At 38.7% G+C, this 16,455-nt stretch carries 9 protein-coding genes; all 9 read left to right on the top strand.

The features are described 5' to 3' along the window. Window positions 1-300: 300 nt before the first annotated feature. The 9 genes from QOX35_RS11480 to QOX35_RS11520 all read left to right on the top strand — a co-directional run bounded on the left by QOX35_RS11480 (window position 301) and on the right by QOX35_RS11520 (window position 16,444). Complete coding sequence (locus tag QOX35_RS11480; RefSeq protein ID WP_283687009.1) at window positions 301-2,952, top strand: family 78 glycoside hydrolase catalytic domain; 2,652 nt, start codon at window positions 301-303, stop codon at window positions 2,950-2,952. A gap of 117 nt (window positions 2,953-3,069) precedes the next feature. After that, window positions 3,070-6,216 (top strand): SusC/RagA family TonB-linked outer membrane protein, encoded by a 3,147-nt coding sequence (locus tag QOX35_RS11485; RefSeq protein ID WP_283687010.1) that lies wholly within the window; start codon window positions 3,070-3,072, stop codon window positions 6,214-6,216. Between the two features lie 14 nt (window positions 6,217-6,230). Next, a complete protein-coding gene (locus QOX35_RS11490; RefSeq protein WP_283687011.1) occupies window positions 6,231-7,913 on the top strand; it encodes a RagB/SusD family nutrient uptake outer membrane protein in 1,683 nt (560 codons plus the stop codon). A gap of 14 nt (window positions 7,914-7,927) precedes the next feature. After that, window positions 7,928-10,330: a glycoside hydrolase family 2 protein gene (locus QOX35_RS11495; protein WP_283687012.1), complete on the top strand. Its 2,403-nt coding sequence runs from the start codon at window positions 7,928-7,930 to the stop codon at window positions 10,328-10,330. Between the two features lie 4 nt (window positions 10,331-10,334). Further along, window positions 10,335-11,306 (top strand): ROK family protein, encoded by a 972-nt coding sequence (locus QOX35_RS11500; RefSeq protein ID WP_283687013.1) that lies wholly within the window; start codon window positions 10,335-10,337, stop codon window positions 11,304-11,306. 10 nt (window positions 11,307-11,316) lie between these two features. Next, complete coding sequence (locus QOX35_RS11505; RefSeq protein ID WP_283687014.1) at window positions 11,317-11,895, top strand: SIS domain-containing protein; 579 nt, start codon at window positions 11,317-11,319, stop codon at window positions 11,893-11,895. A 25-nt stretch (window positions 11,896-11,920) separates the two neighbouring features. Beyond that, window positions 11,921-13,501 (top strand): glycoside hydrolase, encoded by a 1,581-nt coding sequence (locus tag QOX35_RS11510; RefSeq protein WP_283687016.1) that lies wholly within the window; start codon window positions 11,921-11,923, stop codon window positions 13,499-13,501. 22 nt (window positions 13,502-13,523) lie between these two features. Then, window positions 13,524-15,209 carry a leucine-rich repeat domain-containing protein gene (locus tag QOX35_RS11515; protein ID WP_283687017.1) on the top strand — a complete coding sequence of 562 codons (1,686 nt, stop codon included), beginning with the start codon at window positions 13,524-13,526 and terminating at the stop codon, window positions 15,207-15,209. Window positions 15,210-15,283: 74 nt separating this feature from the next. Then, window positions 15,284-16,444 carry an MFS transporter gene (locus QOX35_RS11520; protein ID WP_414647289.1) on the top strand — a complete coding sequence of 387 codons (1,161 nt, stop codon included), beginning with the start codon at window positions 15,284-15,286 and terminating at the stop codon, window positions 16,442-16,444. The last annotated feature ends 11 nt before the right edge of the window (window positions 16,445-16,455 follow it).

Here is a 16,455-nt window from a genome sequence, read left to right on the forward strand (position 1 = left end):
TGAGGTTTTGTTATATGTCTGGATCAATTTAAATAACAAATCCCATTTCTTAGGATAGAGGCGGAAGCATGATTACAATGAGAAAAACGATATTTAAATATAAATTTATTAGATTAATCAATACGGAATAACCAAATTAATATACATGAAAATATAATGAAACCATAATTTTATACGTATGTAATAGTTTGTTAATATGTAGTTTCTACTTTTGCAAACAGCTTTATCGAAAGCTTCTTCTATTTTTTTTGAATATTTTACTAAACCGTTAAAGTTATTCGTGATAAAATAATAATAACCATGCATAAATCTAGATTAACCATAACCTTTTTATTATTGACAAGTCTCTTTATTATTCTAGCACAATCATGTGAAACAAAGAAAGTCAAGATTAACAACTTAAGATGTGAGTATATGCACAATCCTATTGGAATTGATGCTGTTTCTCCTCGATTTACATGGAATTATGAAGCAATTTCAGGACATGACTTTAAACAAGGCAGCGTTCAACTTCTACTTTCAAGGAATAAGGAAGCTCTTTCAGAAAAGACTTCTAATGATATATGGCGTTCGGGAATAATCTCTACCAACGAAATGTTCATTACCCCTGATTCCAGTTGTGTGCTTGAACCGCACACTACATATTATTGGCAAGTTATAGTATGGGACAATAATAAAAAGCAGAAGATTGTATCACCTGTCAGTCATTTCGAAACAGCTTTCATGCAACCTTCAGCCTGGCAAGCAAAATGGATATCAGACAATGAGGCTATGGACAGCCCTATTGCACCCATGCTACGTAAATCTTTTGAAATAAATAATAATAAACAAATAGCGAAGGCTAGGTTATATATTAGCGCCGCTGGGTATTATGACGTTTCTATTAATGGGAAGCCTGTTGATTCTTCCGCCTTTCTGGCTCCGGGCTACACCCATTATGATAAACGGAATTTGTATAACATCTATGATGCAACGTCATTGGTACAATCCGGTAAAAATGTTATAACATCTATCTTAGGAAATGGGTTTTACAATGCATTTGCACCTGTGGCAACGTGGAGCTTCGAAAAAGCCCGTTGGCGCAACCGCGCTTCTATGATCAGCGAATTACATATCACTTATAAAGATAATACGAAGGATATTATAATATCAGACTCCACATGGAAAGTTTCTTCGTCGAGCTCTTATGTGCAAAACAATATTTACAGTGGGGACACTTACGATGCGAATAAAGAAATTGAAGGATGGGATAAACCAGCCTTTGACGACTCTATGTGGGCTAATGCAAAAATAATGAATGCTCCGTCTAACCGTCTGGTTGCAGAAACAGAGCCCGTAATAAGGAAAATAAAAAATATAAACCCGATATCACTAAAGTCTTTTGGCGATACTGTTTTTGTCTATGATTTTGGTGTGAATATGACAGGTGGATGTGAACTAAAAATAAAGGGAGAGAAAAATACAAGAGTAGAGATACAATATGGTGAATTACTGAAGCCAAATGGGCGATTAGAGATGCGAAATCTCGACATCTATTATAAGCCTCTTCCGGGATTGGCTTTTCAAACAGATGTACTTATCCTTGATGGCAAGGAGTGTGTCTTTACACCTAGATTTTCATACAAAGGATTCCAATATGTAGAAATCCGTTCAAGTCGTCCCATAAAACTTGATGAAACAAATGTAACAGCACTTAATTTTCATTCTGATTTAAAAGAAGTAGGTCATTTCAGCTGTTCTAATGACCTGCTGAATCAGATATGGAAGGCTGCAAACCGGTCATATTTATCGAATGTGATGAGTATACCTACCGATTGTCCTCAACGAGAAAAAAATGGATGGACAGCGGATGCTCATATTACGATGGATTTGGGATTACTAAATTTCGATGGTATCCGATTCTATGAAAAATGGATCGAAGATATGATTGATAACCAGAATTCAGAAGGTCGTATTTCTGGAATTATACCAAGCTCGGGTTGGGGATATGATGACTGGATTGGTCCTGTATGGGATGCTGCGATGTTTATTGTCCCAATGGCTCTGTACGATTACTACGGAGACAAACAAAGCATAAACAGAATATATAGCACATGCGAGAGATATCTTGCATATTTGGCAACCAGAGAAGATACTGACGGCTGTGTAACCTATGGTATAGGAGACTGGGTACCTTACAAAACTCAAACGCCTACCGACTATACTACTTCGTGCTATTATTATCTGGATAATCTTTATATGGCTAAATTTTCGGAAATACTAGGTTACGATGGATCGATTTATAAAGCAAAAGCGAAAAAGCTTAAGGATTTGATTAATAATAAATACTTTGACTCCCGAAAAAATATATATGCTAACGGATCGCAAACATCATTGGCCATAGCACTTTATTTAGGAATTGTTCCTAATGGTATGGAGCAAAAGGTCGCCGACAATTTATATCAGACGGTAAAGAGAAATAACGGATACCTCGATTTCGGAGTATTGGGAAGCAAGACAGTACTGAGAATGCTATCGAAATATGGCTATGCAGATATGGCTTATCAGATGGCTTCAAAAGAAGATGAACCTTCGTGGGGTGCATGGATAAAGAAAGGTTTTAATACAATGCCCGAAACATGGACTTTGTCTCCCGAATTCAGAGATGCATCTATCAATCACATGTTTTTGGGCGATATCAATGCATGGATGTATAATGTATTAGCTGGTATAAACTTTGATCCTAACAATGCCGGGTTCAAACATATTTTTATACAACCTCATTTTGTAGAAGGTCTGGATTGGGTGAAAGGAGATTACAACTCCGTAAAAGGACTTATACGATCTGAATGGAAGCGGGTAGGAGGTAGCATTCAATTAGAAGTCGAAATTCCAATCAATACAACAGCTACTGTTCTAGTAGGAGATAAGGCGATTTCTATTGAAGGAGGAAAGCATAAATTCAACTTTTAAATACAACCTAAAATAAATCAATGAAAGGAGGAATGACCATGACAGAATAAGCATTGTAAATGCATAAATATTAAAGGCAAATTACATCACTGAAAATAAATTAAATAATCTTTATCAATGAAAAACAAACTTAATTATTATCAAAAGATATTTTTGATAATGTTTATGTCCCTTTTATTCATAAATATTGTACATGCTCAAAACATACTGACAGATGACAATATAAAAGGATCCGTTTTTGACCAGAAAGGAGAGCCAATTATTGGTGCAACAATAATGAACAATACGACGAAGGTTGGTACAGTTACAGACCTTGATGGATTGTTTACTATTGCCGCACAACCCGGTTCAACGCTAGTTGTATCTTACGTGGGTTTTAAACCGAAGACGATTCAGATAGGAACTGAAAAAGAATATAAAATAATTATAGAAGAAAACGCTTCGCTATTGGATGAAGTCGTTGTTATCGGATATGCCACACAGAAGAAAAAACTTGTAACAGGTGCTACATTACAAGTTGACGGAAATAGAATAAAGGAGTTGCATACTCCAAATCCACTGACTGCTTTGCAAAGTATGTCTCCGGGTATGCAAATTACAAAGACATCAGGAGAACCGGGATCATCATACAAAGTCTATATTCGAGGGATGGGTACAATCGGCAATGCAGATCCGCTTTACATTGTGGATGGTGTACCGGGGAATATATCGAACATAAATCCTGCAGATATTAAGTCGATAGATGTATTGAAAGATGCTGCATCTGCTGCAATCTATGGTGCTCGTGCTGCAAACGGCGTGGTGCTTATAACAACACATCGCGGAGAAGGAGAAGATAAAGTACGCGTTGCTTACGATACATATATAGGGATTTCAAATGCACCTGATTACAAATGGTACGTTGATGCAACAACACAGGCGATGTTGGATGACGAATACTCAAAAAACACTTACGGATATGGAATTAATTTTTCTCAGATGGTTCCTAATTGGGATAAAGTTCTTTCAGGAGAATGGAAAGGCACAAATTGGTATAAAGAAATAAAGAATAAAAATGCACCCACACAAAACCATTCGGTTACCATTTCCGGAGGGAGCAAGAAATCATCTTATTTTACTAGCTTTTCTTATTCATCTCAGGAAGGCACTCTGGGGAAACCCGTTCAAACGAAGCAAGATAGATATACTTTTCGTCTCAATGCCGATCAAACGATCTTTTCGGCAAAAGGACGTGACATTGTACGCATGGGGGAGACAATCAATTTTATATATGCCAATAAAGATGGTTCTTTAAGCGGAAGGTCTACCGAAGGACTTGGTGCATTGGGCATGATAATGGGGGGAAGCCCGTTTATGCCTATATATGATGACAATGGAGATTATCATGGGCCGATAGCGTATGCTCCATATGCGCCCAATCCTATTGCATATCTTGTCTATAACAGTAATAACAACAAAAAGAATTACCAATTAAATACAAATGCATTCATAACAATCGAGCCTATTAAAAATTTAGTGTTTCGCTCAAATTTTGGATTAACAATGGATGCCGAAGAAAGCAGGGCTTATATACCTAAATATAATCTGGCACCTGAATATACAAGCCAAGAAACAAAAGTAAGTCAGGATATTTCATTAGGATTTAGTCGTTTGACATTCGAAAATACGTTGAATTATAAATTCTCATTAGACGAAAACAAGCATAACTTTGATGTGTTGGCTGGTACGAGTGCAGAAAAAGGTGGTTTAGGTTCAAGTATTTCGGGTTTCAATACCAATTCTATTTTCGAAGGGTTTAAATATGCTTACCTTATTAATACTCCAAAAGTGAGTGAAACATCCACTCGCTTAGGTGGCTCACCATGGAGTCGATCAGCATTACTTTCATATTTTGGTCGTGTCAATTACGACTTCAAAGAAACCTATATGTTATCTCTTATTGCGCGTTCGGATGGCTCGTCAAACTTCGCTCCGGGAAAACGTTGGGGATTCTTCCCTTCTGTTTCGGCCGGGTGGGTTATTAGTAATGAGTCCTTTATGGAATCTTTTAAGAGTCATCTCAATATGTTTAAACTGAGAGCAAGTTGGGGACAGAACGGAAATCAGGCGATTTCACCATTCCAGTATCTCGCAAAGATGCGTGTAGGAGGTCAGAATTCAGGAGATTATTCAAGTGTAGAATATAGCTATTATTATCCGGGAGTAGATAAAAACAGTTATACAATTGCTTCATACCCGATTAATCTACCCAATACGAATATAACTTGGGAAACCTCAGAGCAGTTAAATGTGGGTTTTGATGCTTTATTGCTCAAGAACAGATTATCATTCAACTTCGACTGGTATCGCAAAACAACCAAAGATTGGCTTGTAGCAGCACCAGTTCTTGGTTCATACGGAGCTAATGCTCCCGATATAAACGGAGGAGATATCAGAAATACCGGTGTGGAACTGGCTGTAGTATGGAGAGATCAGATAAGCGATTTCAGCTATGATATAAATGTCAACTGGGCTTATAATAAAAACAGGGTGACTCGTATCGCTAACCAGGAAGGAATTATTCATGGTAGTGCTCGAACTGTAGGAACATGGAGTCCCGAGTTTTACAGAGCGCAGGTAGGATATCCTATCGGTTACTTCTGGGGATTGAAAACCGATGGCGTATTCCAAAATCAGGATGAGATAGATGCTTATCGCAATTCGAAAGGAGAACTCGTTATGCCAAATGCAGTACCGGGCGACATCAAATATGTAAATCAGAACGACGATGGTGAAATCAACGAGCAAGACCGTGTATTTATTGGTGACCCTAACCCTGATGGAATATTTTCATTTTCATTCGGCGGGGCATGGAGAGGTTTTGATTTCCGCGCTTCGTTCTCGGGTGTATATGGTAACCAGATATACGGAGGACAACATGATCCGATGGATCGTTGGCACGGAGAAGGCACATCTAACAAATGGCCAAGACTGGGACAATCGTCTTATACCAACATTGTTTCCGACCTTTATTTGCAAGATGGTGACTATATCCGCTTGAATGACCTTACTATTGGTTATGATTTTGCAACCTTGCTAAAGAAACAAAATATCTTTTCTCAAGTACGTCTTTATATTACCGGACAGAATCTAATTACTTGGACAAAATACAAAGGGCTTGATCCCGAAATTGGAGCAGGGCCTACAGGATGGATGAGTGGTATAGATTATGGATTTTATCCAAACTCCCGTACATTCTTATTTGGTCTTAATCTCAAATTTTAAAAATCTAAGGCAAAATGAAAAAGATAATTATAATATTAATTTCTGTTTTTACAGTTAGTTGTTCCGATTTTTTGGATACAGATCAATTAACGCAGAAAGATTCATCAAATTACCCTCAAACTCCTGAAGAAGCATATACGTCTCTTATGGGTGTATATAATGCTTTTGGATCACGTGTGGGTGGGGGCGAAACAGAACATTCTTTTATTGTTCTCAACCTCATGGCAGATGATATGCTGGGAGGTGGAGGGAAAGACGACCTCACTTCTCATGCTATCGATTTGTTCAAGCTTACATCAAGAACAATGTACACCGATCTATGGGAATGTACATGGCGTTCGGTTTATCGGGCAAACTTACTGCTTGGTTCTTTGGATAATATAAAGTGGCCAACTACCGAGTCAAGAAACAAAATAGAGGGTCAGGTACTTTTTTTACGCGCTTTTACCTATTTCCGTCTGTGCTCTATGTTTGGACCCGTACAGCTGATTACTACTCCCGAACCTGTAAACCTTCCTCGTGCTTCGGCAGAGGATGTATATGCACAAATGGGGGCCGATCTGAAGCGTGCAATTGAAATATTACCCGCCACTAAATTTCAGGATATTCCTAAAAGCGAGAATGGATTGGCTACGCGTTGGGCTGCTCAGGCTTTAATGGCTCGTATATTTTTATTCTATACTGATTATTACAAGCAACCCCAAATGGGTGATATTACAAAAGAGCAGGTCGTAGCATGGGTTGACGACTGTATAGCTAACAGCGGACATGATTTGATTCCTGACTTCAGAAACTTGTGGCCATATTCGATTGTAATGTCAGGAAAAACAAAATCTGATTACAAGTACGCAGCGGATAACAATTTAAAATGGATAGGGGAAAATGGAGATAATAACGAAACTATGTTTGCTATCAAATGTTCCACTGCTGCTCAAGGAAATAACTACGATCGTAGAAATACTGTAAACTTGCACTTCGGATTCAGAGGTAATCAGGATTTATTGCCTTTTGGGTCAGGCTGGGGAAAAGGACCTGTCAACAGTAAATTCTATAACGAATGGCCTAATAATGATCTACGCAAACGAGGTTCGGTTCTCGATGTGTCTGATGCAACACACGAAGGCGAAGGTTCTACCTCAAAATATAAATGGGGACAAGCTTACCAATGGAATGAAACGGGTTATTGGTCAAAGAAATATATGCCGGTGAATGTGTATGACGACAAAGGAAATATTGTATCGTACAGTTCTATCTTATGGAATATGCCAAACGATCCTCAGTTTAATAGCACTCAGGATATAGTGCTTATCCGTTTTGCTGACCTCCTTTTAATGGGTGCGGAGTTAGGTGGTTCTAAAGCTCAGGAATATATGGATCGGGTACGTAAACGTGTAGACCTTCCATCTGTTCCGGCAACATTGGAAAATATCAAGAATGAGCGTAAATACGAACTAGCATTCGAAGGTATAAGATGGCTCGACGTATTGAGATGGGGAGATGCTGAATCTACTGTTAACGGAATGAACGGCATAACCTTGAAGAATAATAGCCAGAATGCTACCTATAAGATAAAATTCCGTCCCGAAACCGGAGGATTCTTACCTATTCCGGAAGCCGAAATAACTTTGTCTAATGGAGTCTTGACTCAAACACCGGGTTGGAATACCAATGATGCTATGTTGCAACCGGGTGAATAAGAAAGAGAAGAATTATGACTATAATTAAATATCGATTATTAATCTTATTTACCTCAGCCCTATTTCTGGGAAATATAACGGCCCTGTCCGCGAATATTTCTTTGAATGGGAAATGGCAGCTCTCATACTGGAAACAGCCTTCTAAGCCGGTTGTTACTCCACAAGCTATCAATGATATGCAAGTGGAAAAAATAGACGCTTCTGTTCCCGGAAATGTTGAATTAGACTTGATGGCTGCGGGCTTGATTCCTGACCCAATGATAGGTAGTAATGTGAACGCATTACGAAAGTATGAAAACTATCAATGGTGTTACACAAAAACATTCGAAGCTCCATTAGTTCAAGAAGGTCAACGGGTCGAATTGTTTTTTGGAGGAATAGATTGTCTTGCAGATATCTGGCTCAACGGAGAGAAAGTGGGAGAGGCTGCAAATATGTTAATTGAGCATACATATGACGTGACAGATTTTCTCAAAAGAGGAGAAAATACTTTGCAAGTAATTATCCGTTCGGCTGTTATGGAAGCTCAGAAACATACACTCGGTACGATCAGTATTGGTAATTTTCCGGCAGAGGAGGCTGTTTATATGCGAAAGGCTCCGCACATGTATGGATGGGATATTATGCCCCGTTTGGTCAGTGCCGGATTGTGGAGAGATGTTGAACTTCGGGTACTCAATTCTACTCGTCTCAAAGATGTAAATTGGATGACCATCAACATCGATACAACGGCTCATACTGCACGTATTTTTACAGATGTACAGATGGTTATCCCCTTTGATAAGTTTGACAAAGTGAAGGCTCAATTTACCCTTCGTCGTAAAGGAAAAATCGTATATCAGAATTCGCAGATTGTAAGCACTCCGGCTTTTCGTCATATATTCGAACTTAAGAATGTTGATTTTTGGTGGCCTAGGGGCTACGGTGAAGCTGCGCTCTACGATGCAAGTGTGCAATTGATAGATTCGGATGGAAAAGAGCTGGATGTCAACAATTGTAAAATTGGGGTTCGCACTGTAAAGCTGGATATGGATGATATAAATCTCCCCGGAAAACCCGGACAATTTCGATTCATCGTTAATAATGAACCGATCTTTATTCATGGCACTAACTGGGTACCAATGGATGCATTGCATAGCAGAGATAAATCTCACTTGAATACGATGATCAACATGGCCGTAGACATCAACTGCAACATGATTCGCTGTTGGGGTGGTAATGTATATGAAGACACCGACTTTTTTGATCTTTGTGATCAAAATGGAATTCTTGTATGGCAAGATTTCGGTATGGGGTGTACATTTTATCCGCAACGTGATGATTTTGCAAGAATGATTGAAGAGGAGGTTACGTCTGTTGTGCTTAAGTTTCGAAATCATGCTTCTTTGATTCTCTGGTCGGGCAATAATGAGAACGATTTGGCTATGCGTTGGACGCTGCAACCACTGAATATCAATCCAAATAAGGATGTGATAACTCGTGAAGTTATTGCTAGAGTACTCTATGAATTTGATCCCACACGACCTTATATACCAAGTTCTCCATATTACAGTCAAGCAGTATGGGAACATGGCGGTGGTGACGAATTATTACCCGAGAATCATCTCTGGGGGCCACGAGGATACTATAAAGAACCATATTATACAAAGGCAGCCTGTTGCTTTGTTAGCGAAATAGGGTATCATGGATGTCCGAATGTCGAAAGTCTAAACAAAATGATGACTAAGGAAGGTGTTTACCCTTGGACTAAAGACAAAGAATGGAACGATGAGTGGGTTACAAAGTCGACACGTCGGTTCTCTTCTCAAGGAAAAACTTTCGATCGCAACAATCTAATGTTGAATCAGGTGAATTTGCTTTTTGGCGAAATACCAACCAAACTTGACGATTTTGTTTTTGCATCACAGGCAGTGCAGGCCGAGGCTATGAAGTTTTTTGTAGAGTTGTGGCGTGGGCAGAAGTTTAGTCCTAAAACAGGAATAGTGTGGTGGAATCTTCGTGATGGCTGGCCAATAATTTCGGATGCTATCGTAGATTACTACAACTCAAAGAAAATGGCGTATTATTTCATTAAAAATGCACAAACAGACCTTTGTGTACTCATAAATGATCCTGTAGATAATGGCTATCCTTTGATTGTTGCCAATGACACCCGTAATCTGCAAAAGGGACAGGTGATTGTGTCTGACATGGCATCTAATAAAGAAATATACAAAGGAAATTTCGAGGTTTTGGCAAATGGTATGAACAAGATAGCTTCATTACCACTGCAAAAAGGGCAAGGCATACTTCTCATCAAATATAAAGTGGGGCAAAAAGAATATAGCAATCATTATTTATATGGAGAAGCTCCTTTCAATTTGCAGGAATATAAAAAGTTGTTAAAAAAGACAGGATTGTATCCTAGTATTAAATAGGAATATGAAAGATAATTTATTAGGAATTGACATAGGGGGCACTAAATGTGCCATCGTTTACGGGAAAAGAATAGGTTCTGATTTGCAGATAGTTGATAAAACAAAAATAGAAACTACTACAGTTGAAGAAACGATCAGAAATATAATGAGTGAAGCAAAAAGAATGATGGCACGCTTCAATCTTACCGCTCAAACAGTCCGTGCTGTAGGTATTAGCTGTGGCGGACCGCTCGACAGTAAGTCGGGAACGGTAATGTCTCCACCCAATTTGCCGGGCTGGGATAATATACCTATCGTGAAAATCATTGAGGAAGAGCTTGGTGTAAGAGCCGGATTGCAGAATGACGCCAATGCGTGTGCATTAGCCGAGTGGAAGTTCGGTGCCGGGAGGGGAACTCAAAATATGATTTTTCTGACATGTGGTACAGGACTTGGTGCGGGAATAATTCTTAATGGTTCTTTATATTCGGGAACGAACGACAATGCCGGAGAAGTTGGGCATATTCGTTTAACAGATGACGGACCGATAGGGTACGGTAAAGAAGGTTCTTTTGAAGGATATGCCAGTGGTGGCGGAATAGCTCAATTGGCTCGTAGTTTAGCTGCAGAAGAGATAAAAAAAGGAGGCCATGTTTCATGGTGCCCATCTCTCGATGATATGGAAAATATAAATGCGAAGCTTATTGCAGAAGCTGCCGGAGCAGGAGACAAACTTGCCCTGAAGGTGTACGAAACATCAGCTACTTATTTAGGGAAAGGTCTTGCCATGCTAATCGATATTCTAAATCCGGAACTTATAGCTATAGGCAGTATATATGCTCGTAACAAGGATATGATGGAACCTTATGTCTTGGGTCAGATTTCGAAAGAAGCTCTGGAAGGAGCAAGAGATGTTTGCAAGATAGTTCCTGCGGCTCTTGGCGAAAATATTGGAGATTATGCTGCTCTTTCTATAGCTGCCAATCTAATCGATTAAAAACGATATTATGAAAAATTTGATAAGAGAAAGCTCGCAAGCAATATTAAAAGAGGTCGATAGTTTTTGGAACAATCCAGAAACAATAGAAGTCATTGAACGGGCTGCTATATTACTCTCGGATTCATTGAAGAAGGGGTATAAAATTATTAGCTGTGGCAATGGAGGATCTCTTTGCGATGCTACGCATTTTGCAGAAGAATTGACGGGACGCTATCGTAAAAACAGAACGTCTTTACCAGCCATTTCAATAAATGATCCGGCATACATAACATGTGTTGGAAATGATTTTTCGTTCGACGAAATATATTCCCGCTATGTTGAAGGTGTGGGATGCGAAGGGGATGTATTATTGGCTATCAGTACAAGTGGTAACTCTAACAATATAGTGAAGGCAGTTGAAAGTGCCCATCTAAAAAAAATGAAGGTTTTAGCACTAACCTCTACCGGTGATAATCGTCTCTCTGCATTGAGTGATATTGTAATTGTTGCACCGAAAGTTGATTTTTCCGACCGGGTGCAAGAGATACATATTCAAGTAATACATATTTTGATTCAAGCGATAGAAAAACAACTAGGTTTTGAATAATTGGATTTTATAAAAAAGTTAATCAATGAAAACACTGAAATATTTCAAACAAACATTTGTTATTGTGCTTCTTTTTAGCATGATGACTATTTCTAGTGCCTGTTCCAATATAGATGAAGGTTATAACCGTATTCCATCCAATTTTTACCCCACTCAGGTAAAAGAATCTACAGGTGTGAAATTGGTAGGGATAGGAGTCGAACTGGATCCTCACTTCTTCTCACAAAACTTAACCCGTCCAGAAGACGGATCTAAGGCTGAAGATTGGAACATCGTAAAAGAGCGTGTAAAGAAAATGGGTGTCCAAAATTTCCGGGTAATGGTACAACCGCATTGGTGGGAACCACTAAATGATAATGATGACCCGAATGTTGCGGATATGAGCAAGTTTACTTTCGATTCGCAGGAAATGCAATCATTATATAAAGTACTGGAATTAATACAGGAAAATAATGGAGAAGTAACACTTGTACTATGGGGATGTCCTGTAAACATGGATTTGATAGCAGGAACACCAACAGGGAAGCATTTTCTTTGCGATAGCAGACCGAATGCTCCGTGGGTATGCGGAACGGATAAGTATGAAGAATTTGCCGAAAACTTCTCGGTATTGGTCAAATATCTGATCGAGACGAAAGGTTTTACATGTGTAAAAGCAGTAACTCCATTCAATGAGCCTGATAGCCATACCCCCAATTATGGTAGAACGATGTGGCAAGGAGAGCCTGACAGCCATCCCGATCAGTATGCACCTCTGGTAAAGGCTTTGGATGCAAAATTTAAGGCAATGGGACTTAGGGATAAAGTAGAGTTCAATCTATCTGACAATACAGATGGTAGCCCTAACTATTTAAAATCATGTGCAGAAGCTCTACAAGCAGAAACAAATTTACTGAATACTCATACTTATAAGTTTGGATACACTACTTCGAATGCCGATATCGTTAATTGGGAAAAAAATAATGTGACTCTATCGAGCGGGAAGAAACACTTTGTAGGGGAGTTCGGATCTAATCAAACTTCGGGTTCTTCACGTCAGTTAGATATCGATAAGTACGAACGAGGAGTCCTCTTGACTCGTATTGCTATCAACTTACTTAACGGAGGCGCTGCAGGTGTAAGTTACTGGTCGTTGATAGATCAATACTATAGCAGAAATGGAAGTTATTCGGAAATGCAACAACTCGGCCTATGGAAATATGTAAAAAAAGCATATGAGCCTGATCCGGAAATTTATAATGCAATAAAGGAAGACTATGAGGTCAGACCTCATTACTATGCATATAGTCTGTTGACTCGTTTCATCAAAAAAAATGCAGAAGTATTTCCATTAGATTTGAACGAAAATCTTGTTGCCGGAACAGCCATTCTGAATGAAAATAATAAATGGGTTTACATTTTTGCAAATGGCTCGGAGCACAATAAACCTGTAGAAATTATTAATGACAAGTCTCAGGCGAATGGAGAATATGAGGTTTACAAATATGTAGAAGGAAATCTTCCTACCGGGGATAATCTCATTCAATCTATAGAAACTATAAATATTAAGGATAAAACTTCGCTTAGCATTTCGCGCTCTAGTGTCTTAATATTAGTTCAAAAATAAACAGTAATTAAAGCCTAATAAAATGAATAAGTTTAAATTATTAATATTATTGGTTTCGCTAACTTGCTTCTGGAGTTGCGATGATGTGACTGAGTATGATTTATCATTTGGTATATCCGGCGTTGTTATACCTAAATACGAAGAAGGTATTCAAGGAACGGAAGTTAAAATAGAAGGACGGGGTTTTCAGTCTACCGATCACCTGCATTTACGTCCGTTACTGAAACCTCTGGACGGTTCTTTTGATATAGATGTTGAAATAAAAGAGGTTACATCGTCTTATCTCTCATTCTTGTTTCCTCTCAATGCAAAAGAGAGTGGCTATTCCTTAGTTCTTGTCAGAGGCGACAAAGAGATATCACTGGGTAGTATGCAGCAATGGTTACCTAAGGGATGGGTCGCAGATATAAATTTGCGTAATACACTTAAAGTAATCGGGCCTCAGCTATTTGATGCTCAGGATAGTTTGAAGCTTTCTGTAGCAGCCGATTTCGAATTCGAAAATGGAACGTTGAATATTTCGGGTAAAGGAATTACTAATTTGAGTGGTTTAGAGAAATTCCCTAAATTGAAAACTCTTTGGGCTACAGATAATAATCTTGGCAACATTGAACTAGTGGGAATGGATGGTATTGTCAGCATCTTTGCATGGAGTAGCAATATTACAAGTATGAATATACAGTCTAAAACATTGCAAACTTTATACATGGGCAATAATCCTCTCACAGAACTAGACTTGAGCAAATGTCCGGCATTACTAAACATTGTATTGGATAATATCAAATTCCGTAAATTAGATATCAGCAACTGCATGTGTTTTGGTTCGTTCGATAATTTCAAGTTCGACTTCGATACAAATCAGGAATGTCAGTTACTAGTGAGCAATATATGGTTCTGGCACATGGATATGTTCAACAGATCGAGTGCAGTAAGAACAGCAGGTCTTTCGGGAGTGAAGGTGACTACAATAGGTCTTGACAAAGAAGTTGTATTTGATAAAATTAATTGGACTAATGCAGGTACGGCATCCATGCCGGATGCAAATCTGCGTGCCATAATGAAAGGTTATTGTCCTCAGGCTTTCAGTGGAAATGACATCATAATCAGTGAAGCCAGAAATGCTAAATTACCAACCAATCTGGCTAACAAGCTCGATCTTTCGAACAAAAATATTACATCTTTAGATGGTTTGAAATACTTCGATGATGTTTGGTATCTGGTATGTGATAACAATAACATAAGTGAGATTGATATGACAGGCTGGTACAATCTAACAACGATATCAGCGAAAAATGCAGGACTAACTTCTTTCAAAACGAAGGATCAACCATGGTTGAGAGATATAGATCTAAGTAACAATACTTCATTGAAATATATTGACATGCGGGGTATTTCATTACTTAGCAACTATAATATTCGTTTCATTGCTACAGGATGTCCGATAGAGTATCTTGATCTACGTAATGGTTATGCTTGGTCTACATGGGGACAAAGTGGAGATAAGTTGGCATTCGACTTTACAGCCGATACATCTAAATCACGGACGCTGAAAGTAGAAACTGCAGAAAACGGAGGTTGGAGTAGTGTTTGGAACTCAGGTGTAAACCCTGTTCAGAAAGCAATTGAAGCAGGTGTTCGTGTAGAGTACTATAACTGGACAAATGCGGCTACGGGTAACTATGGAGAGTTATTAAAAACGGTCAACTAAAAAGGATTATTAAACACAGTAAGCTATCCCGGATTAGGGTTCGGGGTAGCTTTAATCAAACGAATTTGTAAAGGATGAAAAATAATACTTCCGCCATAAAAATATTATCAGTGATGTTTGGATTTTTCATCATGGGATTTGTAGATATCATAGGGATTTCTACTAATTACGTAAAAAATGACTTTAGTCATCTTACCGATTCCATGGTAAATCTGGTATCACTATCCTGTTTTTTGTGGTTTCTTATCTTATCTATCCCCACCGGGATGCTGATGAATAAAATAGGCCGAAAAAAAACAGTGTTAATTAGTTTTGCATTCCATGTATTAGCTATGTGCTTGCCTCTGGCAACCTATGACTTCACCACTGTTCTAATTATGTTTGGGCTGATAGGGATTGGCAATACATTGTTACAAGTATCGCTCAATCCGCTCGTGGCAGACGTAGTAGGCTCGGGCAAACTAACAGGCACTCTTACTTTAGGTCAATTTGTGAAAGCGATAAGCTCCTTTGTTGGTCCTATTCTCGCAGCGTCGGTAATCGGTACTACACTGGGATGGAGAATGATATTTCCGATATATGCGGCACTTTCTCTTCTTGCTTTTATTTGGTTGAGCTTAACTAAGATAGAAGATAAACGAAATGACACTTCTAATATTTCAATTAAAAATACTCTTGAACTTTTCAAGGATAAGTATATCGTAGCCTTTTTTATCGGAATATTGGTGTTAGTGGGTGTTGATGTAGGAATGAACATGACATTTCCTAAGTTATTGATGGAAAAGGCCGGACTTTCGGTAGAAGATGCAGGTATGGGCAACAGTGTATATTTTCTGTCTCGTACCGTGGGGGCATTCTTAGGGGGTATATTGTTGATGAAGAGCTCCGAGTCGAAGTTCTTTACCTACAGTGTGTGGATAGGATTAGTAGGACTGCTTTTACTGTGCATCAATACGAATGTTTGGATAACGCTGGCTTGTGTTGCAATATTTGGTTTAGGTTATGCCAATTTATTTTCTATCATATTTTCGTTGGCATTAAAACGCATTCCTGAGAAAGCAAACGAAATATCGGCTCTGCTGATTGTCGGAGTTTCGGGTGGTGCTATACTGCCTCCTGTGCTTGGCGTTGTTACCGATATTTTCAAAACGCAGATATCTGCAATTGTTCTCATCGCTGCTATATGGTGTTACTTATTGTGGCTAATAAGCATTGTCAGAAAAACAAGTAAATAAAAACATTGAAA

It is taken from the genome of Dysgonomonas sp. Marseille-Q5470 (genome assembly GCF_951230145.1).
Classification (GTDB): Bacteria; Bacteroidota; Bacteroidia; order Bacteroidales; family Dysgonomonadaceae; genus Dysgonomonas.